The 22,152-nt window shown below is 67.2% G+C and carries 16 protein-coding genes and 1 tRNA gene; 10 read left to right on the forward strand and 7 right to left on the reverse strand.

Annotated elements, in window-relative coordinates:
- The first annotated feature begins 28 nt into the window (after positions 1-28).
- Positions 29-1,336 carry a phthiocerol/phthiodiolone dimycocerosyl transferase family protein gene (locus DB31_RS11595; RefSeq protein ID WP_044186426.1) on the forward strand — a complete coding sequence of 436 codons (1,308 nt, stop codon included), beginning with the start codon at positions 29-31 and terminating at the stop codon, positions 1,334-1,336.
- 22 nt (positions 1,337-1,358) lie between these two features.
- Here the strand turns inward: DB31_RS11595 and DB31_RS11600 are convergent, their stop codons facing one another.
- The gene (locus tag DB31_RS11600; protein WP_044186429.1) at positions 1,359-1,784 is read right to left on the reverse strand and encodes a hypothetical protein; all 426 of its coding nucleotides are present in this window, start codon (positions 1,782-1,784) and stop codon (positions 1,359-1,361) included.
- Positions 1,785-1,881: 97 nt separating this feature from the next.
- Between DB31_RS11600 and DB31_RS11605 the strand changes: the two genes are divergently transcribed.
- On the forward strand, positions 1,882-2,835 hold the full coding sequence (locus DB31_RS11605; protein ID WP_044187145.1) for an NAD(P)H-binding protein: 954 nt from the start codon (positions 1,882-1,884) through the stop codon (positions 2,833-2,835).
- Positions 2,836-2,900: 65 nt separating this feature from the next.
- Entirely contained in the window at positions 2,901-3,548 is a 648-nt protein-coding gene (locus DB31_RS11610; RefSeq protein ID WP_044186432.1) for a hypothetical protein, read from the forward strand.
- A 26-nt stretch (positions 3,549-3,574) separates the two neighbouring features.
- Here DB31_RS11610 and DB31_RS11615 read toward each other — a convergent pair whose 3' ends face one another.
- The 3 genes from DB31_RS11615 to DB31_RS11625 form a co-directional block, all read right to left on the reverse strand.
- A complete protein-coding gene (locus DB31_RS11615; protein ID WP_044186435.1) occupies positions 3,575-4,969 on the reverse strand; it encodes a cytochrome P450 in 1,395 nt (464 codons plus the stop codon).
- Between the two features lie 46 nt (positions 4,970-5,015).
- On the reverse strand, positions 5,016-6,566 hold the full coding sequence (locus DB31_RS11620; protein WP_044186438.1) for a phytoene desaturase family protein: 1,551 nt from the start codon (positions 6,564-6,566) through the stop codon (positions 5,016-5,018).
- A 146-nt stretch (positions 6,567-6,712) separates the two neighbouring features.
- Positions 6,713-6,811: transfer RNA gene (locus DB31_RS11625), tRNA-Sec, on the reverse strand.
- 387 nt (positions 6,812-7,198) lie between these two features.
- Here DB31_RS11625 and DB31_RS11630 point away from each other — a divergent pair.
- Positions 7,199-9,475, forward strand: a complete 2,277-nt coding sequence (locus DB31_RS11630) for a di-heme oxidoreductase family protein (protein WP_044186440.1) — start codon at positions 7,199-7,201, stop codon at positions 9,473-9,475.
- Between the two features lie 75 nt (positions 9,476-9,550).
- On the opposite strand, the gene DB31_RS11635 is transcribed toward DB31_RS11630, so the two are convergent.
- Complete coding sequence (locus DB31_RS11635) at positions 9,551-10,624, reverse strand: metallopeptidase family protein (RefSeq protein ID WP_420806685.1); 1,074 nt, start codon at positions 10,622-10,624, stop codon at positions 9,551-9,553.
- A 99-nt stretch (positions 10,625-10,723) separates the two neighbouring features.
- Between DB31_RS11635 and DB31_RS11640 the strand changes: the two genes are divergently transcribed.
- Positions 10,724-11,080: a response regulator gene (locus DB31_RS11640; protein WP_044186441.1), complete on the forward strand. Its 357-nt coding sequence runs from the start codon at positions 10,724-10,726 to the stop codon at positions 11,078-11,080.
- Between the two features lie 145 nt (positions 11,081-11,225).
- Positions 11,226-12,875 (forward strand): chaperonin GroEL, encoded by a 1,650-nt coding sequence (groL, locus tag DB31_RS11645; RefSeq protein ID WP_044186442.1) that lies wholly within the window; start codon positions 11,226-11,228, stop codon positions 12,873-12,875.
- Positions 12,876-12,963: 88 nt separating this feature from the next.
- Here the strand turns inward: groL and sinK are convergent, their stop codons facing one another.
- Positions 12,964-14,475, reverse strand: coding sequence for a hybrid histidine protein kinase/response regulator SinK (gene sinK / locus DB31_RS11650; RefSeq protein WP_044186444.1), 1,512 nt, complete (start codon positions 14,473-14,475; stop codon positions 12,964-12,966).
- A gap of 132 nt (positions 14,476-14,607) precedes the next feature.
- On the opposite strand from sinK, the gene DB31_RS11655 reads away from it, so the two are divergent.
- Positions 14,608-15,003 carry a demethoxyubiquinone hydroxylase family protein gene (locus DB31_RS11655; RefSeq protein WP_044186445.1) on the forward strand — a complete coding sequence of 132 codons (396 nt, stop codon included), beginning with the start codon at positions 14,608-14,610 and terminating at the stop codon, positions 15,001-15,003.
- A gap of 25 nt (positions 15,004-15,028) precedes the next feature.
- Here DB31_RS11655 and DB31_RS11660 read toward each other — a convergent pair whose 3' ends face one another.
- Positions 15,029-16,390, reverse strand: coding sequence for a diguanylate cyclase (locus tag DB31_RS11660; protein WP_044186447.1), 1,362 nt, complete (start codon positions 16,388-16,390; stop codon positions 15,029-15,031).
- Between the two features lie 49 nt (positions 16,391-16,439).
- On the opposite strand from DB31_RS11660, the gene DB31_RS11665 reads away from it, so the two are divergent.
- From DB31_RS11665 to DB31_RS11675, 3 genes are all read left to right on the forward strand, one after another.
- Positions 16,440-17,255, forward strand: a complete 816-nt coding sequence (locus tag DB31_RS11665; protein ID WP_044187151.1) for a chemotaxis protein CheW — start codon at positions 16,440-16,442, stop codon at positions 17,253-17,255.
- Between the two features lie 117 nt (positions 17,256-17,372).
- On the forward strand, positions 17,373-18,641 hold the full coding sequence (locus DB31_RS11670; RefSeq protein WP_044186449.1) for a response regulator: 1,269 nt from the start codon (positions 17,373-17,375) through the stop codon (positions 18,639-18,641).
- Between the two features lie 50 nt (positions 18,642-18,691).
- The gene (locus DB31_RS11675) at positions 18,692-22,150 is read left to right on the forward strand and encodes a valine--tRNA ligase (protein ID WP_044186452.1); all 3,459 of its coding nucleotides are present in this window, start codon (positions 18,692-18,694) and stop codon (positions 22,148-22,150) included.
- Positions 22,151-22,152: the final 2 nt, after the last annotated feature.

Consider the following 22,152-nt stretch of genomic DNA (forward strand, 5'->3'; position numbering starts at 1 on the left):
GCGGATCAACGAGAGGGAGTTGAGAGACGTGGCCTCTGGAACGGATGTGCTGAGAGCACTGGGTGACTTCGAGCGTGCGTTCTGGCTGATGGATCAGACCCACAGCGTCAACTTCGCCATCATCGCGCACGTGAGAGGAGCGCTGGAGCCTCAGGTGCTCGAACGTGCGCTCGCGCTGCTTCAGGCCCGGCATCCGCTGCTGGGCGCCCGGATCACCGACTCCGGACCCGCCTCGTTCGGTAGGGGCGGGGTGCCACCCATTCCCCTACGTGAGGCGTCCCGTGGCTCCGAGGATCAGTGGCGCCAGGAGGTGGAGCACGAGCTGAATACTCCGCTGCCCTGGAGCCAGGGGCCGCTGGTGCGCGCCGTCCTCGTGCGAGCGGCGGAGCAGAGTGAGATCCTGCTCACCTTTCACCACTCGGCGGGAGATGGGCGCTCGGGGATGTACGCGATGAGGGATCTGCTCACGTTCGCGGCCTCGCTCATGGGCGGGGCGCCGGTGGCGGCGGAAGCCGTGCGATTCCCGCCCAGCATCGAGGAGCTGTCCGCTCCGCACGTGCGAGGGCTGCGGGCCTTCGGGCGGGTTGCGCGGTTCTTGGGCTCGACGGTGCTGGCGATGAGCCGGCGCCCCGGGAAGCTCCCCTCGCAGAGCCAGGAAGTGAAGGCGCGGACCGCCCTGCTCCATGGGGAGCTGTCCCCGGAAGAGGGCGAGCGGCTTCGTGCCCGCTGCCGAAAGGAGTCGGCCACGGTCCACGGAGTGCTCTGCGGCGCCATGCTCCGGGCGGCGGCGGCCCAGCTCGACGGCCTCACCCACTCCTCCAAGCCGCGCTTCCTGAGCTGCTATTCGCCCGTTGATCTGCGGGACATGTTCCAGGAGTCCGTGGCCCCAGGCGCCGTGGGCTATTTCCTGGGGATGGGGCTGAGCTTCCACCGCGTCGACCGTTCGGCGGAGATCTGGCCCCTGGCGCGCGAGGTGGGGGAGCGCCTGCGCACCATGCGGGAGGACGGCACCATCGTCGCTGCCACCCACTTCCAGAGCCGCGTACAGAAGGGCTGGGACGTGAAGACCGCCGCGAGCAGCGCGCCCCCGGTCACCGCCGCGGTGTCCAACCTCCGGGAGGTGGACATCCCCGGCCAGTACGGCCCGCTCGCCTTGGACGGTGTCCATTTCTCCCTGGCGAGCCATGGCTGGGGAACCGCCCCTGTGCTCACCGTGGCGACCTACCAGGGGCGCATGCAGTTGAACTTCACCTACAGCCTCCCTCGCGTGCCCGAGGAGTGGGGCCGCCAGGTGTTCGAGCGCGCCCTCGGGGAGCTTCGTGCCCTGGCCGCTTGAGCCCGCTGCGGCCGGGGGTGGATCAGGCGATCTTCGTCGGCAGGGCCTCGCTCTTGCGGGTGCCACGCCAGAAGGGCCACGCGTCGTAGAGGTACAGCCCGAAGGGCACCAGCCAGATGACGTCGTTGGTGAGGGTGAGCACGATGGAGGCAGGGGGCCAATCTCCACGGAGGACGAGCCCGATGGAGGGCAGCCCCAGCAGCTTGCCCAGCATCCCCGCCGCGGCGGGGACGAAGCCCTGCTCAGGATTCCGTCCCACCTCCAGGTAGATGATACCGAAGCAGCCCACGACGACGCCCAGCCCTGCGAAGATGCCGGGGTGGTTGAGGGGCTGCATGCCCGCGAAGCGGAAGAGCCACTGTTGATCCACCAGGGCGTAGAGCCCCCAGAGGATGTTGTAGATCCCCGCCAGGGTGAAGGTTGCGCGGTGCAGGGCGCGCCGTTTCATGAAGGACTCCCTTGGGTGCTGGAGCCCGCTCCGGCTCGCGAATGCCGATGACGGGGCCCAGGTGAACTATAAGTGGAATGAAGTACAGGAGAGAAACGTGACGATCGCGATCTTGGGTGCAGCGGGGGCCGTTGGAAAGGCGGTGGCTGCGGCACTTCGGCAGCGCAACATTCCCTTTCGTGCCGTGGGCCGCAACAAGGCCCGGCTGGAGGCAGCCTTCAAGGACTACCCTGGCGCCGAGCTCGTGGAGGCGGATCTCATGACGGTGGAGGGAGCGCGCAAGGCCTCCCGGGGCATGAGCACGCTCATCCATACCGCGGGGGTGACCTACACCGAGTTCGAGCGGCTGCCGCCGATGATGCGCGCGTCCATCGACGGTGCGGTGGCCGAGGGCGTGAAGCGGATCGTCCTGGCCACCAACGTCTATCCCTACGGCCGGCCCCGCACCTCGCCCGTGAAGGAAGATCACCCGCGCGAGCCGCACACGAAGAAGGGCCAACTGCGCAAGCAGCAGGAGGATCTGCTGCTGGAGGCACATGCCCAGGGCAAGCTGCAGGGACTGGTGGTGCGCTTCCCGGACTTCTACGGGGCGGACGCGGAGTACAGCTTTGCCATCGGCATGGCTCAGGCGGCGGTGGCCGGCAAGGCGGCGAACCTGGTGGGCAACATCGATCTGCCCCACGAGTTCATCTACATCCCGGACGCGGGACCGGTGCTGGTGGACCTGGCCCTTCGCGATGACGTCTGGGGCGAGGTCTGGCACTGCGGTGGGGCGAGCACCATCACTCAGCGTCAGTTCGTCACCCAGCTCTTCGAGGCGGCGGGCCGCAAGCCGAAGTTCCGGGCGGCGGGCTCGGGGCTGGTGCGCATGATTGGCCTCTTCGATCCCTTCATGCGCGAGCTGTTTGAGATGATGTACCAGTGGCAGGAGACCCCCCTGGTGCTGGACGACTCCAAGCTGCGCGTGAAGCTCGGGAACGTGAAGAAGACGTCCTACGAGGACGGCATCCGCCAGACCATTGGGGAGCTCAAAGCTCGGACGGCGAAGTAGCGGACGCGCGCCCGCGTCACTTTGATCAAGGCCCTCCTGATGAAGTACGTCAACGATTGATACCTGTGCTGACTTCCTCTCCCAATCCGGATCCCATGCGCCACCACCCTGTTCAAGTTGCTCTCCTCCTCTCCGCCTCTGTGCTCTTGACGGGGCTGATCTTCGTCTCCTGCGCCACGGACAGCAGCTCCACCGCCGTGCAAGCTCAGGCTCCGCAGACCTGTGACTCGTGCCTGGCCGGAACGTGCGCGGAGAAGAGCCAAGCCTGCTTGAGTGACCCCACCTGCCGCGAGACGTTCGAGTGCGCGCAGAAGTGCGGGGACAGGGACAAGTGGTGCGTCTGGAACTGCGTCCTGGCGCGCCCCCAGAGCGTGCCGAAGTTCTTCCCCGCCGCCCACTGCACCACCAAGCAGTGCTCTCCCGCTTGCCAGTTTCCGGCGCGGATTATCGACTCGTGCTTGGAGTGCAATGCCACCTACTGTGGCCAGGCGATGAGCGGCTGCTTCGAGAACCGGGAGTGCTGGACGCTGGTGCACTGCGTGCGCAACAACTGCCAGCCCGGAGACCTGGAGTGCGCGCAGGAGTGCATTGGCGAGCATCCGGACGGCCTCGCTTCGATCCAGCCGCTGCGTGACTGCGGCGGGGATCACTGCGCGGAGCAGTGCTCCAGGCGCGAGAACTACGATCTCCCCGATGGGGGCGCCCCGCGCTAGGCCGCCCCGCGCCAGGCCGCCGCGTGCTAGGCTGCCGCGGCGCGCCGGTACAGCTTCAGAGGCACCGTGTCCGGGCGCAGGTTGACGCCGACCACAAAGGGGGGCGGCTTCTGCTCGGTGTACTGCACCCGGTAGCGCTGCACGATCATGGCCAGGATGATCTGCATCTCCATCGAGGCGAAGTTCGTCCCGATGCACATGCGCATGCCCCCGCCGAACGGGAAGAAGGCCAGCCGGGGGCGCCCGGCGGAACGCTCGGGACTGAAGCGCTCCGGGTTGAACTTCTCGGGCTCCTCCCAGACGGCGGGGTGGCGGTGGGTGAGGTAGGGGCTGAGGGTGATGATGTCTCCCTTGGACACCAGGTAGCCCCCGATGACGTCGTCGCTCATGGCCTCGCGGGGGAAGCTCCAGACAGGGGGGTACAGGCGCATGGACTCATCGATGACCATGGCCGTGTACCGGAGCTTCGGCAGATCCTGCGCGGTGGGCACGCGGCCCTCGAGCACCGAGTCGACCTCGGCCTGGAGCTTCTCCCAGACCTCGGGGTGGCTGCCCAGCAGGAACCACGTCCACCCCAGCGCGAACGTGGTGGTCTCATGCCCGGCGACGATGAGCGTCATCAGCTCGTCGCGGAGCTGCGCGTCGCTCATGCCCCCGCCCGTGTCCTCGTAGCGGGCCTCCAGCAGCATCTGGAGCAGATCCTGCGGAGGCTGAGCCTGCTTGCGCCGGGCCTCGATGAGGCCGAGCACCGCGCGGTTCAGCATGGCCATGTTCTTGTCGAACTCGCGGTTGGCCTTGGTCGGCAGGAACATCCGCAGCGGGTTGGCGGACAGGAGCCGTGCGCTGTTCTCGTGGGTGGCGCTGTACATCGCGTCCTCGAGCTCCGCGGCCCCGGGGTTGACGGTCCCGTTGAAGGCGTCACTGCTGAAGAGCGTCCGCGTGGTGATGGAGAGGGTGAGCCGCGTCATCTCCGGCATGATGTCCAGGACGGTGCCGTCGGGCAGGGCGTCCCAGTTTCGGAGATGGGCGCCCATCACCTGGACCATCTGGTCCACCAGGACGGCCAGCCTCTCGCGGTGGAAGGCGGGCTGGGCGAGCCTTCGCTGGCGTCTCCAGGACTCCCCGTCGTTGGTGATGAGCCCCTTGCCGAGGATGGGCTCGGCCCTGCGCAGCAGCTTGCTGCGGCCGTAGATGGTGGGGCGCTCCACCAGGATGTGCTTCACGTGGTCCGGGTGGGTGAAGTAGGTCACCCGGATCGGGCCCATCCGGTAGGAGATGACCTCGCCGTACTCGGCGAACCCTTGTGAGAGCAAGCCGAGTGGGTCCTTCTGCAACTCGAGGATGCTACCCAGGAGCCAGTGACCCTTGGGGCCGCTGGGCCTCCTCGGAGTGGAAGGAACTTGGGGTGCAGGCGACAGCATATGAACTCCTCCAGAGCCTGGGGGGAGGGAAGACAGAAGCCACGGACTACTTCGCCGCGGGGGCGTGCTGCACCGGCGGCACGTAGGGCCAGCTCTTGAGCGGTCCCTTGCCCGCGTCGCGCGAGATGTAGTCCGCGGCGATGTTGGCGCTCTCCATGATTGCGAGCAGTCCGCTGCCGGGGTGGGTGCCGCCGCCCACGAAGTACAGCCCGCTCACCTCCGTGTTCTTCACCCGAGGGCGCAGCGGCCCGAGCTGGTCCATGGTGTGGGCCAGGTTGAAGACGGCGCCGCGGAACACGTTGAAGTCATCCCGCCAGGTCTCCGCGGTCCAGGAGCGCCGGGCGCGGATGTGCTTGGTGATGTCGTGGATGCCCACCTTGGTGAGCAGCTCGGGGACGCGCTCGTTGAGTATCCGCTCGGCCTGCTTGAAGTCCACCGGGTGGCCGGTGTGGGGCGTGGGGATCGTGACGTAGAGCGTGGAGTGTCCCGGCGGCGCGACGGAGGGATCCGTGACGCACGGGTTGCAGACGTAGAAGGGCGGATCCTCGGTGTCCACCGTCGTGTCCTCGAGCTTCGCGAGATCGTTCTTCAGGCCGTTGGCGGAGAAGGAGATCTGGTGGTGAGGCACGTCATAGACGCGATCCAGGCCCAGGTAGAGCATGAAGAGGCTGGGCGAGTACCGGGCCTTGTCCAGGAAGCCATCGGTCATGCGGCCCTTGCGCCAGCGCGCGTCCAGGAGGTTCTTGGCGGCGTAGGGCAGATCCGCGTTGACGACCACGGTGTCTGCCTTCAGGCGCTCGCCCGAGCTCAGCTCCACGCCGCGCGCCTTGCCCTCTTCGACCCAGATGCGGGAGACGGGCGTGCCCATCCGGAACTCCACGCCCAGATCCTGCGCGCACTTCATCATCCCTTGCGCCATCGCACGGAAGCCGCCCTTGGGGTGCCACACGCCGAAGGCCAGCTCCAGGTAGGGGACGATGGAGAAGAGGCTGGTGGCGGTGGTGGGGTGCAGCCCCAGGTACTTGGAGGAGAAGGCGAACCCGTAGGTGATGCGGTCGTCTTTGAAGTAATCGTTGAAGTGCGAGTAGAGCGTCTGCCAGGGCTTGAAGCGCAGGTTGGGTCCCCACAGCCACGGCACGATGTACCCGGGGAGCGAGTCGGCTGGGGTGGCAACGAACTTGCCGTAGATGAAGCGGTACTTCTCCTCGGCATCGGCCACCCAGCGCTTGAGGGCTGCGGGCTTGTCGGGGCCGAAGCGGGCCAGATCCGCGGCCATGCGCTCCGTGTCGCGGAAGGAGTCCATGTACGTGCCATCCCAGAACCAGGTACGGCTCATCGGCTCCACGGGCAGCAGGGTCACATAGTCTTCGAGCCGCTTGCCGGCGCGCTCGAAGGTTTTGAAGAGGATCTCGGGGACCTGGAAGATGGTGGGCCCGGTGTCGATCGTGTACTCGTTCTGTTCGCCGAGGGTCAGGCCCTTCATGCGGCCGCCGGGGACCGGATCCTTCTCCACGACGGTCACCTTCAGCCCGAGCCCTGCCAGGTTGATGGCGGACAACAAGCCTCCGGGGCCTGCTCCGACGATGAGGACGTCCATCTGGTTTCACCTCTCTTGGGTGCCGTTCCGCGCAGGCGCGAGGCGGCATGAGCGCCGCTCCCACGCACAGGGGATGATCGGCGCGCATCGTCACATAGTGGACGGAAGCTTGTCATCCCCGGGATTCGGGTATTAGGGGGAAATAGTGGCGGTAGGGCATGAGAATCGAACTCACCAGGGACCGTTCTCACGGCCCCTCACCGGTTTTGAAGACCGGGCCGGCCACCAGATCCGGAGGCCCTACCACGCTCGACTCTACTGCCCGGCCAATGCCCCTCCGTCAACGATGCGCTCGATAAGAAAGCGCTGTCAGATCCAGAGGTGTTTGACGCATAAAGCCACAAATTGAAAAGGCAGTTTTGCGCTCCCACGCATAATTTTATGCGGTGATGGCAAAAGGTGGCATGAGTTTTTGAATGCGCTTTCATAAAGCGCTTTACTCCCTGGAAAAGACGCTTTACACTCGGTTCCAGAAAAGTGCCGAAGGGTCTCCTGCCGTTGGAATGACCTGGGCTGCGTTGCGCCCTGTGAGTCTGTCTTCAGAGGCACGGTTCCAAGCGCTGCATTGCGTCAGTTGACTCAACCCTTGATCGGCTCCGGGGCTGGATCTCCATGGGCCGAGAAGGAAGGCCATGATCCATAAATCGTTGGGAGTCGCCGTCGTGTTGCTGATGGGCATCCTGGGAGCGGGCGAGAGCCTCGCCGCGCCCACCTATGGAGCCCAGAGCTCGGGGGCCAGCTCGGCCCTCTTCTATATCAACAGCACCTCGTGGGCGGACATCCACTACCGGGTCAACAATGGGGGCCAGGTCAACGTTCGGATGACGCTCGTGGGCTCGCAGAACCAGTACACGGTGACGGGTCTCACCAGTGGCAGCGTCGTCACCTACAACTTCACGTACTGGGACGCCGCCTGTAACTGCGCCTTCGATACCGCCACGGCCACTTATACCCATGGCTCCTCGTCGCCTCCGGACGCGGGCACGGGCACTCCCGATGCGGGCTCCGGAACTCCGGACGCGGGCACGGGCACTCCGGACGCGGGTACCGGTGGCCCTACTGGCAGCGCGGTCCCCTTGTTCAACAGCACCACCCCGCTGGAGCCGGCCCTGGTGGAGAACACCTCCACGGCGATCATCACCCACGTGGGCGAGCGCGTGCGCGATCGCCATGCCCGCGAGTCCCAGTTCCAGGCGTATGACCACTTCCTGGGCAAGTACTTCGTCAACCGTACCTTCTACGTCGACATCATCGACGAGGTGGCCAAGGGCGGCAGCCAGATCACCGTCAACATGCACACCGTCTACCCACACGACGGCACGAACTTCCGCGCGTTCTTCCGGGGCCTCAACACCGTCGCGGAGTACTTCCACAACGGCACCTTCACCCGCGTGAACGACTACCTCTACACCGCCAGCGTCAACTACAACGCCAAGGAGGGGCGTGCCATCCGGGTGGGCGATCGCATGGAGATCGAGATCGGCGTCTTCCTGAAGCAACCGGTGGACGGCCGCTTCAACTATTACTCGGGGGCGTGGCTGTACATCGTGGGCCAGGGCGGCATCGTGCCCTTCGAGGGCGTCGGCTCCACGCTCGACTCCTTCCCCCTGCCGGAGACCGCGTGGGCGGGCGGACGGACCACGCAGAACTACCCGTATTCGAACGAGCCGGCCGAGCGCTTCATGCAGATGGCGCTGAACCTGGCCCCGGTCAACACTCAGACGTTCGTCGAGGGCCGCCGGATCCACCACACGGACTTCGGTACGGGCGCTCACTCCGAGGCGGACAACCCGGTGTTCACCGAGCAGGCGAACAAGCTGGGGAACAGCTACATCGCGCGCTCGTGCGTGGCCTGCCACGTGAACAACGGCCGCGGCCTGCCTCCTGCCACCAACACCACGCTGACCAACCTCGTGGTCAAGGTGGGCAAGCTCAGCGGCTCCACGAACGTGTCGGATCCGCAGCTGGGCGCCAAGCTGCAGCCGCGCTCTGTCAGTGGCACCCCCGAGGCGGATGTGAAGATCACCTCGTGGACCACGACCAATGGCACTTTCTCGGATGGCACGGCCTACCAGCTGCGCAAGCCCGTCTACGCCTTCAGCAACGTCATCCCCACGAACTACTCGGCGCGCATGACGCCGCAGCTGGTGGGCTTGGGCCTGCTGGAGGCGGTGCCCGAGAGCGCCATCTTCGCCCTGGCCGATCCCAATGACGCCAACGGCGACGGCATCTCTGGCCGCATGAGCACCGTGGTGGACCCCCAGACGGGCCAGACCCGCATGGGCCGCTTCGGCTGGAAGGCGAGCCTGGCGCGGGTGCGCCACCAGGTCGCCGATGCGCTCAATGGCGACATGGGCGTCACCACGTCCGTGTACAGGTCGCTGGACTGCGGCTCGTCCCAGCAGGGCTGCACGGGCACCAGCACAGAGCTGAGTGACGCGGACCTGGACAAGCTCGTCCGCTACATCTCTCTCTTGGGCGTCAATGCCCGGCGCAACCTCAACGACACGCAGGCGCAGCGCGGCGAGACGCTCTTCCAGAGCGCCGGCTGCTCCAAGTGCCACACGGCCAGCCTGCCTACGAGCCCCTACCACCCGAACTCCGAGCTGCGCAGCCAGACGATCCGTCCGTACACGGATCTGCTCCTGCACGACATGGGCTCGGGGCTGGCGGACAACCTGCCGGAGGGCACGGCCTCGGGCTCCGAGTGGCGCACCGCTCCCCTGTGGAGCATCGGCTGGACGGCGGGCGTCAGCGGCGGCGAGGCCTACCTGCACGACGGCCGCGCTCGCAACCTCTCCGAGGCCATCCTCTGGCACGGCGGTGAGGGCGAGGCCTCCAAGCAGTCCTTCGTGAGGATGTCCGCTGCGGACCGGGATGCGCTGATCAAGTTCCTCCAGTCCCTGTAACGCGCGCTGGAGGCAGCTCCGGGGACCGCGTCACCACGCGGTCCCCTTTTTATTTGCGGGAGAGGGCTGCGCTGCTCAGTCCAGCCCGCGCTCCCAGAGGTCGTCCTCGTCCAGCCCCACGAGGTGCCCCACCTCGTGCATCACGGTGATGCCGATCTGCTCGATCAGCTCCTCGCGCGTCTTCGCGAAGCGCTCCAGGTTCCTCTGGTACAGCACGATCGCCGCCGGGAAGTGATCGTACGCGTTCGTCACGCTCCGCTCGCCCACCGGCGTTCCCCGGAACACCCCCAGGATGCATGGCGACAGGGGAGGGGTCTGATCCATCAGCTCTTCATCCGACGGGATGTCCTCCACGGAGATCGTCACGTTGTCCAGGTAGCCCTTCACGTGCTCTGGAAGCGCCTTCACCGCCGACTCGAGCGCCTGATCGAACTCCGGCTCCGCCAACGACACCGGCGGCGGGAACTCCTGCGGCGCCAACGCCTGCGCCTTCCCGAACCGCTTCTTGGCCTCCTTCGCATCCCCGCGCCGCTCCGCTATCAGCCCCAGGTAGTGGTGCGCCCAGGCCTCGTCCGGCGTGTCCTTCAGCACCTTCTCGAAGGACGCCTGCGACTCCTTGAAGCGGCACAGCTCGAACAGCGCGATGGCTCGCTCCACCTGCGCATCGATCGAGCGCGGCATGTGCCCGAGCGCTTCCTCCAGGCTCTCCAGCGCCTGGGTGCACTCGCCCATCTGGTTCAGGCCCATCCCTTCCAAGAGGAGGAACTCGTACACATGCTCTACATCGTCCGCTCGTTCCGCCAGCTTCCGCCCACGGCCACACAGGGTGAGCCCTTCCTCCACCGCGTCGCGATCTTCTCCCATCCGGCAGAGGAGGAAGTCCGCCATCTCCAGGATCAGCTCCAGATCCTCTGGGCTCGCCTCCAAAGCCTGTTGATACGCTTGCACCGCTTCTTCCTGGCGCCCAAGCCCCGCGAGCGCTGCCGCTCGATAGTGCAGCGCCTCCGGCTGCCCTGGCGCCTCCTTCAGCAGCGCTTGTGTCTTCTCCAGCGCGCCTTCCAGATCCTCGGCGTCGAACGCCGCGGCGATCTGTTCCAGGCGCTGCTCCGAGTCCCCCGGCAATGAGCGTTTCTCCCGCTTCCCCATCATGAGCGGCCTCATATCCAGGTCCCTCTGTACGTTGTCAACGCAGGGAGCGGTTGTTACTTTCGCTCTTTCCCTGAGTCCCCAGGGACAGGTGTCCCTTTCGTGAACATCCTCGTCGTCGATGATGACCTCAGCCTGTGCGCCAGTCTCTCCCAGTTTTTGGAGGGGAACGGCTACACGGTCTATTCGGCCGGCGACGCCCTCCAGGCCTTGGACGTCATGGAGCGCCAGCCCGTGGAGCTCATCATCACCGATTATTTGATGCCCCACGTGGATGGCATCCGTTTCACCGAGATGCTCAAGGCGGATCCCCGCTTTACGGAGATCCCCGTGCTCCTCATCACCGCCTCCCCGGACGTGGCCACCACCGACAAGGGCCTGCGCAGGGGCGTGGCCATGATGCTCCAGAAGCCGGTGGACATGGGCCAGCTCCTGACGCTGGTCCGCTTCGCCGAGTAGGCCCGAGGACCTTCCAGCCGTCCTACCGTCTACACCCTCGGCTTTCCGTGTTGACATCCCCCGTGCGGCCCTTATTTTGGCGCTCGCCGAGGCCGAGTGCTAACGGCCCCAAATTCCCATTTCCATGTAGTTTCAGGAGGTTACGATGGCAGCGAAGGAGATTTTCTTCCACCAGTCCGCCCGGGAGGCCATCCTGCGCGGCGTCCGGATCTTGTCGGACGCGGTGGCCGTCACGCTGGGGCCCAAGGGCCGCAACGTGGTCATTGAGAAGAGCTTTGGTTCCCCCACGGTCACCAAGGACGGCGTCACCGTCGCCAAGGAGATCGATCTCGAGAACAAGTTCGAGAACATGGGCGCCCAGATGGTGAAGGAGGTCGCCAGCAAGACCTCCGACAAGGCCGGCGACGGCACCACCACCGCCACGGTGCTTGCCCGGGCCATCTATGAGGAGGGCCTCAAGCTGGTGGCCGCCGGCCACAGCCCCATGGACCTCAAGCGCGGCATCGACAAGGCCGTCGAGGTGGTGGTGGCCGAGCTGAAGAAGCTTTCCAAGCCCACCGCCGACAAGAAGGCCATTGCCCAGGTGGGCATCATCTCCGCCAACGGGGATGAGACCATCGGCAACATCATCGCGGACGCGATGGAGAAGGTGGGCAAGGAGGGCGTCATCACCGTCGAGGAGGCCAAGGGCCTGGAGACCACCCTCGACGTGGTGGAGGGCATGCAGTTCGACCGCGGCTACGTCTCTCCGTACTTCGTGACGAACCGCGAGCGCATGGAGGTCGTCTTCGACGACCCCTACCTGCTCATCAGCGAGAAGAAGGTCTCGTCGATGCAGGACATGATCCCCATCCTCGAGCAGGTGGCGCGCAGCGGGAAGCCCCTGCTGATCATCGCTGACGAGATCGAGGGCGAGGCCCTGGCCACCCTGGTGGTGAACAAGATCCGCGGCGTGCTGAACGTGGCCGCCGTGAAGGCTCCGGGCTTCGGCGATCGCCGCAAGGAGCTGCTCAAGGACATCGCCACGCTGACCGGCGGCATGGTCGTCAGCGAGGAGCTGGGCCACAAGTACGAGACGCTCACGCTCAATGATCTGGGCCGCGCCAAGCGCGTCACGGTGGACAAGGACAACACCACCATCGTGGACGGCGCCGGCAAGAAGAGCGAGATCGAGGGCCGCATCAAGCTGATCCGCTCGCAGATCGAGAGCAGCACCAGCGACTACGACCGCGAGAAGCTCCAGGAGCGCCTGGCGAAGCTCGTGGGCGGCGTGGCGGTGATCAACGTGGGCGCGGCCACCGAGACCGAGATGAAGGAGAAGAAGGCTCGCGTGGAGGACGCGCTGCACGCCACCCGCGCGGCCGTGGAGGAGGGCATCGTCCCCGGCGGCGGCGTGGCCTACCTGCGCACCTTGCCTGCGCTCGACAAGCTGAAGCTCGGCGGTGAGCAGGACTTCGGCGTGGAGATCATCAAGAAGGCCCTGCAGGAGCCGCTGCGGAAGATCTCCAGCAACGCGGGCTGCGAGGGCGCCGTGGTCATCAACAAGGTCAAGGAGGGCACCGGCGCGTTCGGCTTCAACGCTCGCACCGAGGTCTACGAGGACCTGGAGAAGGCCGGCGTGATCGACCCGACGAAGGTGGAGCGCACCGCGCTGCAGAACGCGGCCTCCGTGGCCTCGCTGCTGCTGACCACCGAGGCCATGGTGGCCGACAAGCCGAAGAAGAAGTCCAAGGGCGGCGGCGCTGGCGCCGGCGGCGGCATGCCGGACTACGGCGGCGACGACATGGACTACTGAGCCGCTAGGGCTCGGGACGGCCGCTCCGGTGGCCGTCCTCGGTAGTCGGCCCCGGTGTCCTCGAGAGAGGCCCGGGGCCGTTGCTTTTTCAGGGCGTGCCCAGCTTCAGGGCGCGGGACAGCTCGCGGCTGAGCGCGGGCGCGTCGAAGAAGAGCCGAGGCAGGCAGGCGATGGCGCCGGCCCGCAGCGAGTCCAGCGTCGTCTCCATGGTGAGGTGCTCCACCAGGACGATGAAGGGCGCGCCCTGGGCCAGGGCCTTGCCCAGCTCCAGCGCCTTGCGGCCGTACGCCGGGGTGAAGTCCCAGCTCACCACCACCGCCATGGGAGGCTCCATCGCGGCGATCTCCGTGGTGCTAATGAGCCGCGGCTCCAGTCCCAGGCGGGTGAGCGCCTCCATGACGGTGCGCGAGGAGGTGGCGTTGTCGTCGATGACGTCCACGCGCCGCCCGGTGGCCGTCCGGGGCTGCGCCGGAGGCGAGGCGATGGCCGCGCGGATGAGGGCACGCACCTGGCGGATGTCGTCGAAGGGCTTGAGCAGGTAGTCCATCACCCCCAGCTCCAGCGCCTCCTGCGTGGTGCCCAGCGAGGGGTAGCCCGTCATCAACAGGATGCGGGCCTGCGGGTTCATCATCCGCGCCTGCTGAGCCAGCGCCAGGCCGGACAGGCCCGGGAGGTTCTTGTCGGTGACGATGAGGTCCACGCGCTCGTTGCGCAGCAGATCGAGCGCTTCCTCGGCCGTGCCCGCCTCGAGCACCTCGAACTCCTTGCCCAGCAGGTCCCGGAAGACCATGCGGATGATGCTCTCGTCATCGACGATGAGCACTCGCTTGCGCTGGGTGGTGGGCACCTCGACAGTTGCGGGGAAGGAGATTCGGAAGACGGTGGAAGGCGGCGGCTGGTCCGGCAGCGTGTCCGTGGGCGCCAGGCTGATCTGCGCCCGGTGTTCCTGGGCAATCCGCTTGCACACCGCGAGCCCCAGCCCCGTGCCGCGCTTGCTGCTGGAGACGTAGGGCTCGAAGATCTTCTCCCGCATCTCCCGGGGAATGCCGGGGCCCCAGTCCGCCACGTACAGGACGGGTGCGCTGCCCTCCAGCGTCAGCAGCACCTTGATGCGCCCCCGGCCGCCCATGGCGTCGCGCGCGTTGTTGAGCAGGTTGAGGGTGAGCTGCTCCAGGAGCCGGGCGTTGCCCTGAACGGTGATGGTCTCCGGGGCCTCCACCTCCAGCGAGATGCGGGCGGAGTCCGGGTTGAGCGAGAAGAGCTTGGCCGCGGCCCACACGGGGGTGGCCAGCGACAGGCGCTGCTGGGGCGCCGTCCGGTCGCTGGAGAGGCGGACGAAGTCAGAGATGATCTGCTCCATCCGCTCCACCTGGGCCAGCAGCAGCTTGAGCGGGCCTACGGTGCCGGTCTCTTCCGCCAGCAGCTGGGCGTAGGCCTTCACCCCTAGCAGGGGCTGGCGCAGCTCGTGCAGCACCTCGGCGGCCAGCTGGGTCGAGCCAGGCCCCGAGCGCTGCAGGGCCGCGGCCGCGGCCTTTGCCGTTGCCAGGTCACCAACCTCCAAGGCTTGCAGGAGATGAGCGAGCGGGGCAGGAGTCTCCATTCACCCCCGAGCATGGCGGACCCTGTGTCCATGCGCAACGCAACACACGCGGAATCCGTTGACCGGAGGCCGAAGCCTGCGGATGCTGCCACCCCCGCCCGGGTCGCCCCGGCCGGGGCCCTGGAGGCTGACATGCCGCAGACCAATCCGTTCCACTCGGTGGTGCCCCCCCGCAAGCTCACGGACTCCGAGCTGGCGCGCTCCATCCGGCTCAACATCGAGGCGGAGCTGGACGCCATCAACCTCTATGCCGCCCACATCGAGGCCACGGACAATGAGGAGGCCAAGGCCATCCTCCAGCACGTGATGGACGAGGAGCGCGAGCACGCGGCCCTCTTCTGGCAGCTCATTGCCCGGCTGGATCCCCAGCAGGCCAAGCATGATTCGGAGGCCTCGCGGAAGTACCAGCTCATCGTCAGCGGGGCTCCGCACGAGGACGTGGAGTCGGTGGGCGAGGGCGGGGGAGGGGGCAGGGCCGCCGAGCCTCCGCTCCCCAAGCAGCTGACCGTGGGCAACTTGCGCCGCTGAGCTTCCGGGCGGCGAACGGGAGCGCCTAGCCCGCCACCTTGCGCTCGGCGGGCAGGGCCTCCTGGTCCAGCGCTGCCATGTAGACAACATTCCGGGTGCCGCGCTTGCCGCGGTACATGGCGCGATCGGCCATGTCCAGCAGTGCGCCCTTGTCGCGCGCATGCTCGGGGAAGCTGGCCACTCCCACGCACGTCGTCAGGGAGAGGGAGATGCCCTCGCGCGGGATGAAGTGGTGGTTCTCCATGGTGCGGCGGATGCGCTCGGCCACCTTGAGGGCGCCACCCGAATCCGTGTTGCGCAGCAGCACCACGTACTCGTCCCCTCCGTAGCGGACGACCACGTCCCGCTCGCGCACGCAGCCCTTGAGCACGCGCCCCACCTCCACCAGCAGGCGCGAGCCCACCAGGTGGCCGTGCGTGTCGTTCACGGCCTTGAAGTGGTCCAGGTCCATGAAGAGCAGGCTGAAGGGGATGTCCGTCTGCTGCGAGGCCTTCACCTCCCGGTCCAGCACCAGGTGGAGGTAGCGCATGTTGTAGAGGTGGGTGAGATCGTCCATGTAGGCCAGATCTTCCACCTCGCTGAAGCGCCCCATGTTGCGCAGCGCCATGGCGTAGTGGCGCGAGAGGAACCCGGCCACCTCGGGCACGTTCTCCGGCGGCGGGCGGGAGAAGAACAGGACGATCTGGCCCAGGGACAGGTCCGCGTCGCTCGCGGGGAAGGCGATCACGTGCTCGAAGTCCCCGGGCAGCGAGTCCAGCGAGCGGGGCGTACGGATGCCCTGGAGCTGGGAGCAGAGGATGGGCTCGAGCTCCGTCACCAGCTCGGGGGCCATGCCGTTGTGGCCATGGACCTTCAGCGGGCCGCCCTCGCGCAGCAGCAGCAACACGCCCTGGGCTTGCGTCTGCGCCTCGAGCGCACTGGCCACGGCCAGCGCGAGCCGCTCGCGATCCAGGGTGGTGGCGATGCGCTGCCCCATCTCCAACAGAGAGACGTACTGGCGCAGTGAGGCGTTCTCGCGCAGCAGATCCCTCGTGGTGAGGGCGCGGCGCACGGCGTGCTCGAGCGCCTCCGGGGCCACCGGCTTCACGAGGTACTCGGCCGCGCCGCTCTTGATGGCACGCACGGCGGGATCCACCTTGTCCAGGCCGGTGATGACGACCACCTCGACGCCCGGGTAGCGCTCCTTGCTGTAGCGGAGCACCTCCATGCCGTCGGTGCCAGGAAGGATCAGGTCCGTGACCACCGCGTCATAGGTGTCGGCATTGAGCGCTTCGCGGAACTCCTCGAAGCTTCCCACGGCGACGACGGTGTGGCCGGCGGCGCGCAGATAGTCCCCGTACAGGGTCCGGGCCATCTTCTCGTCGTCGACTAGCAGGATCTGCGCCATTGTCTTCCGCTTACCATCAATGCCCTCGGGGCTGCTAGCCTCCCTCCCCGTGGCTCCATTCGAAAGCGGACGCCGGTTGTGTCTGCTCGTCGAGGCGGGTGAGACGCGCTATGCCCTGGAGGCTACCTCGGTGATGGAGGTGGCCCTGCCGGGCAGTGATGGCACCAGCCTGCGAGGCATGCTCGAGGTGAAGGATCTGTCCGTGCTGCTCGGCGGCGCCCCCGAGAAGGGGCAGGGCATGGTGGTGGTGTTGGATGTGAGCCCCACGCTGGCGGTGCGGGTCCGCTCGGTGGTGGAGGTGGCGGACGTGGCGCACGCGCCGTTCTTCCTGCTGCCCGCGGGGCTGGGCGAGGCGCTCGTCCCGCTGAGCCGGGGCGCCGTCCTCCACAAGGGGCGGCTCTACCTGGAGCTCATCGCCGAGTCGCTGCCGCAGCGCGGCGTCCCCAAGCCCTCCGCAGGCACCCCCCGGCCCGTGCACCTCATGGAGAGTGCTCCGGAGCGGGCGCTCGTCTTCGAGTCCCAGGGCCGCCTGTTCGGTCTGCCGCTGAGCTTGGTGTCCCAGGTCGTCACTCAGGGTGAGGCCTTCAGCCGGTTACCCGTGCAGCGCGGGGCGGTGGCGGGGGTATTCCCCCATGCCCAGGTGCTGTGGCCTATCTTCTCGGTGCCGGCGATGCTGGGGGGGACGGCCGGGGTGGAGGCCTTCTTCGTGCTCACGGAGATGGCGGGCCAGAACGTGGGGCTGTGTGCCACCCGTGTCCTCGGCGTGCTCCCACGCTTCGAGCCCACCGACGTCCCTGGCGAGTTCCGTGCACCCGGATTGACCGGACCTGTGCTCTTCCTGGACCTGCAGCACATGTTTTCTTGATTGCCCCGGAGGGCAACCCCTAAGCTGCCCCGCGTGCAGCGAGCGTGGAATGTCTTCGCCTTCGCTCCCGTTTCTTCAATTAATTCTGGGGGTTGATGCCCCCGAGGCCCGACGCCGATGCCGAAGAATCTGCTGGTCGCCGACGACTCGCTCACCATCCGCAAGGTCATTGGGATGATCTTTGCGACCGAGGACTTCCAGGTGACCGCAGTGGACAACGGGTTGGATGCGATTGCCCGTTGCCGCGAGCTGCGCCCGGACGTGGTGCTCGCGGATGTGATGATGCCCGGCAAGAGCGGGTACGAGGTCTGCGAGGCCCTCAAGAGTGACCCGAACACCCAGCACATCCCCGTGGTGCTGCTGGCGGGTACCTTCGAGGCCTTCGACGAGAACCGCGCCCGTGCCTCCCGCGCGGACGACCACGTCACCAAGCCCTTCGAGAGCCAGGTGTTGCTCGACAAGGTGAAGGCCCTGGTGGGGCAGAAGTCGAACACCATGCCCGCCTCAGCCGCCACGCAGATCACTGCCCAGACGGCGGCTCCTGCGGCTGCTCGTCCGGCCGGTCCTCCTCCTCCCGCCGCTGCCGCGGGGGCTCCGCGTCCTCCGGGGCCTGCGGGCGTGCCGCGTCCTCCGGGCCCGGGTATGCCGCCGGGTCCGGGTGCGCCTCCGGGCATGACGCGTCCTCCGGGGCCTGGGATGCCTCCTGCGCCGGGTGCGCGTCCTCCGGGGCCTGGAATGCCGCCGGGGCCTGCCGCGGGCGTGCCGCGTCCTCCGGGGCCGGGCATGCCGCCGGGGCCAGGTGCTCCTCCGGGTGCGCGTCCTCCGGGGCCGGGTGCGCCTCCGGGCATGGCGCGTCCTCCGGGGCCAGGGGTTCCTCCTGCGCCGGGTGCGCGTCCTCCAGGGCCTGGAATGCCTCCGGGGCCTGCTGCGGGCGTGCCGCGTCCGCCGGGTCCGGGCATGCCGCCGGGTCCGGGCATGGCGCGTCCTCCGGGGCCTGGGGTTCCTCCTGCGCCGGGTGGCGTTCCTCGTCCGCCGGGTGGCGCGGGGCTGCCATCTGCTCCTGCAGGTGCACAGCCGCGCAGGCCGGATCCATTCGGTCTTGGAGCTCCCGCGCCTCAGGCCGCGCCGCAGCCGCAGCCGCAGGTGGAGTCTCTCTCTCTCGATGACGCGCTGCCCGAGCCCCACGGTGCCCCAGTCAACGTGGGAGCGGGCCGTGCTGCGCCTCGGGCCGCGGATGGCGGTGAGGCCCAGTTGCGCGAGGCGCTCTCGAAGGCCTCCCGCGAGGTCATCGAGAAGATCGCCTGGGAGGTAGTACCCCAGCTCGCCGAGACCATCATCCGCGAGGAGCTGGATCGGCTGATCAAGGACCGAGAGACGCAGCACTAGTTGCCGTAATCCGACCCTGATTGCCTGCCGGCCCACTGGGCCGGCCTCTTATGACTGACACCATTGAACTGTCCAAGGCCTACGAGCCCACCGAGGTGGAGGCCCGCTGGTCGAAGTTCTGGCTGGAGCGGAAGTACTTCCACGCCGAGTCCACATCCGACAAGCCGCCGTTCTCCATCGTGCTGCCGCCGCCCAACGTGACGGGCAGCCTGCACCTGGGACACGCGCTCACGGCCACCATCGAAGACACGCTCATCCGCTGGAAGCGCATGAGCGGCTACAACGCGCTCTGGATGCCGGGCACGGATCACGCCGGCATCGCCACGCAGATGGTGGTGGAGAAGGAGCTGAAGAAGACGGAGAAGAAGAGCCGTCACGATCTGGGCCGCCCGGAGTTCCTCAAGCGCGTCTGGCAGTGGAAGGACAAGTTCGGCAAGCGCATTGGCGAGCAGCACCAGTTCCTCGGCGCCTCGCTGGACTGGGAGCGCGAGCGCTTCACCATGGACGAGAAGTCCTCGGCCGCGGTGCGCGAAGTTTTTGTCCGGCTGCACGAAGAGGGGCTCATCTACCGGGCCCAGAAGCTCATCAACTGGTGTCCCTCGTGCCATACGGCGCTGAGCGACCTCGAAGTGGATCACGACGAGGGGAAGAAGGGCTCGCTGTGGCACATCCGCTACCCGGTGAAGGGGACGGATCGGGCGCTCACGGTGGCCACCACCCGCCCGGAGACGATGCTGGGCGACACCGCGGTGGCCATCCACCCGGATGACGAGCGCTACAAGGGGCTGGCGGGCGGCACGGTGGTGCTCCCGCTGATCAACCGTGAGATCCCCATCATCGCGGACGCCGAGCTGGTCAGCATGGAGTTCGGCACGGGCGTGGTGAAGGTGACGCCGGCGCACGACTTCAACGACTACCAGACGGGGCTCCGGCACAACCTGCCGATGATCTCCATCTTCGATGACAACGCGCGCACCAACAAGGAAGCGGGGCCCTACGCGGGGATGGACCGCTACGAGGCGCGCAAGAAGGTCCTCGAGGACCTGACGCTGCAGGGACTGCTGGAGAAGGAAGAGCCGCACACGCTCTCCGTGGGCCAGTGCCAGCGGTGCCAAACGGTGGTGGAGCCGCGGCTGTCCATGCAGTGGTGGGTGAAGATCGAGCCGCTGGCCAAGCCCGCCATTGAGGCGGTGGCGCAGGGCCGCACCAAGTTCGTCCCCGAGTCATGGACGAACACCTACTTCCAGTGGATGGAGAACATCCACGACTGGTGCATCAGCCGCCAGCTGTGGTGGGGCCACCAGATCCCCGCCTACTACTGCACGGCGTGCAGCCCGCGCGTGGGCGATGACACGGATCTGCCCGAGGGTGCGCCCACGGTGCGCGTGGGCGGCGTGGACTTCAACCGCGCCGAGCCGATTGTCTCGCGCCAGCAGCCCTCGCACTGCCCCAAGTGCAACGGCACGAACTTCACCCAGGATCCGGACGTGCTGGACACCTGGTTCAGCTCCGCGCTGTGGCCGTTCTCCACGCTGGGCTGGCCGGAGCAGACGCCCGAGCTGAAGACCTTCTACCCGACGTCCGTCATGGAGACGGGCCACGACATCATCTTCTTCTGGGTCGCCCGGATGATGATGATGGGCCTGCACTTCATGGGGGATGTGCCCTTCCGCACCGTGTACCTGCACGCGATGGTGCGCGACGAGAAGGGCGAGAAGATGTCGAAGACGAAGGGGAACGTCATTGATCCCCTCGACATCATCCTCGGGTCTCAGGCGGAGAACCTCAACCCCACGCTGCGCAACAAGTTCCCCCAGGGCATGCCGGCGTTCGGCGCGGACGCGCTGCGCTTCACTCTCGCCTCGCTCACGCAGCAGGGGCGCGACATCAAGCTCTCCATGGATCGCGTGGCGGGCTACAAGGCGTTCTGCAACAAGCTGTGGAACGCCAGCCGCTTCGTGCTGATGAACCTGGGCGGCTTCCGGCTCGACACGCGCCCCATCAAGGAGCGCCAGCTGACGCTGGCGGACCGGTGGATCCTCGCGCGGCTGCAGCGCGCCATCGTGGACACGCGCCTGGCGCTGGAGACGTACGCGTTCTCGGACGCGGCCTCCACGCTCTACCAGTTCCTCTGGTCCGAGTTCTGTGACTGGTACATCGAGTTGTCCAAGGGCTCGCTCTACGGCGACGACGAGAAGTCCAAGGACAGCACCCGCGCGGTGCTGGTGTTCTGCCTGGAGCGCATGCTTCGGCTGCTGCACCCGTTCATGCCGTTCATCACCGAGGAGATCTGGCAGAAGCTGCCGATCCCGCGGTCGGTGGACTCGATCATGATCTCGCCGTACCCGGAGCCGGACTCGCGGCTGGCGGACTTCGCGGCGGAGACGGAGATGGCGCCCGTGGTGGCGGCCATCGAGGGCATCCGCACCATTCGCGGCGAGAGTAACTTGCCACCCTCGGCCAAGCTGGTGGCGCACGTGCAGAGCGCTGATGCGGCGCTGAGGGCCACGCTGGAGCGGTGCAGCAACTACCTGCTGCCGCTGGCGGGCCTGTCCGAGGTCCGCATCGAGGCTCCGGGCCGCAAGCCGGTGCAGGCCGCGGCGTACGTGGGCTCGGGGCTGGAGATCTACGTGCCGCTGGCCGGGCTCATCGACGTGGATGCGGAGCGAGACCGTTTGGGTAAGGAGCTGGCGCGGGCGGATCAGGAACTGGCGAGCGTGCTGCGCAAGCTAGAGAACCCGAACTTCGTCGCCAAGGCTCCGCCAGATGTCGTGGAGAAGGATCGGGCCCGCGTGGAAGAGCTGAAGGCCCGCAAGACAAAGCTGCAGGAGAACCTCGATCGGCTGGCCCCGGAGGCACCTATGTCCGAAGAGACCCCGCCTGAAGCAGCGGAGGAGAAGCTCCCTGATGCGCAGACGTCCCAGGTGAAGGTGGCGCCGCCAAGCGCCCCCACGGCGGATGCCGTGGACCTGAGCAAGGAGCTGAAGGGAGAGCTCGAGGCCAGCGGGGAGGTCGTGAACCCGCAGATCACCGACGCGCTGAACAAGCTCCGCGAGAGCACCAAGGAAGGCCTGTCCGCCAAGGACCACGAGGACCTGGGCGTGGCGTACATGAGCATGGGGCTCGTGGACGACGCCCAGCGTGAGTTCGACAAGGCCAAGCAGGGCGGGGAGGGCAGTGCTCAGCCCGCTTCAGCGCCTGCGAAGAAGGCCCCGGCCAAGAAGGCTCCGGCCAAGAAGGCTCCGGCCAAGAAGGCTCCGGCCAAGAAGGCTCCGGCCAAGAAGGCTCCGGCCAAGAAGGCTTCGGCGAAGAAGGCCGCTGCGGCGAAGAAGGCTCCTGCCAAGAAGGTCGCGGCGAAGAAGGCTCCGGCCAAGAAGGCGGCTGCCAAGAAGGCTGGGACGCGGAAGGCTCCGGCGAAGAAGGTCGCGGCGAAGAAGGCGCCTGCCAAGAAGGCTGCGGCGAAGAAGGCACCCGCGAAGAAGTCCACGGCCAAGAAGGCCCGGCGGTAAGG

This window comes from Hyalangium minutum, from assembly GCF_000737315.1.
GTDB lineage: Bacteria > Myxococcota > Myxococcia > Myxococcales > Myxococcaceae > Hyalangium > Hyalangium minutum.

Coding starts and splice junctions, on each gene's coding strand:
- DB31_RS11600 (WP_044186429.1), bottom strand. CDS start 1,784: ATGAAACGGCGCGCCCTGCACCGCGCAACCTTCACCCTGGCGGGGATC.
- DB31_RS11615 (WP_044186435.1), bottom strand. CDS start 4,969: ATGCTGTCGCCTGCACCCCAAGTTCCTTCCACTCCGAGGAGGCCCAGC.
- DB31_RS11620 (WP_044186438.1), bottom strand. CDS start 6,566: ATGGACGTCCTCATCGTCGGAGCAGGCCCCGGAGGCTTGTTGTCCGCC.
- DB31_RS11630 (WP_044186440.1), top strand. CDS start 7,199: ATGATCCATAAATCGTTGGGAGTCGCCGTCGTGTTGCTGATGGGCATC.
- DB31_RS11635 (WP_420806685.1), bottom strand. CDS start 10,624: ATGATGGGGAAGCGGGAGAAACGCTCATTGCCGGGGGACTCGGAGCAG.
- groL (WP_044186442.1), top strand. CDS start 11,226: ATGGCAGCGAAGGAGATTTTCTTCCACCAGTCCGCCCGGGAGGCCATC.
- sinK (WP_044186444.1), bottom strand. CDS start 14,475: ATGGAGACTCCTGCCCCGCTCGCTCATCTCCTGCAAGCCTTGGAGGTT.
- DB31_RS11655 (WP_044186445.1), top strand. CDS start 14,608: ATGCCGCAGACCAATCCGTTCCACTCGGTGGTGCCCCCCCGCAAGCTC.
- DB31_RS11660 (WP_044186447.1), bottom strand. CDS start 16,390: ATGGCGCAGATCCTGCTAGTCGACGACGAGAAGATGGCCCGGACCCTG.
- DB31_RS11670 (WP_044186449.1), top strand. CDS start 17,373: ATGCCGAAGAATCTGCTGGTCGCCGACGACTCGCTCACCATCCGCAAG.
- DB31_RS11675 (WP_044186452.1), top strand. CDS start 18,692: ATGACTGACACCATTGAACTGTCCAAGGCCTACGAGCCCACCGAGGTG.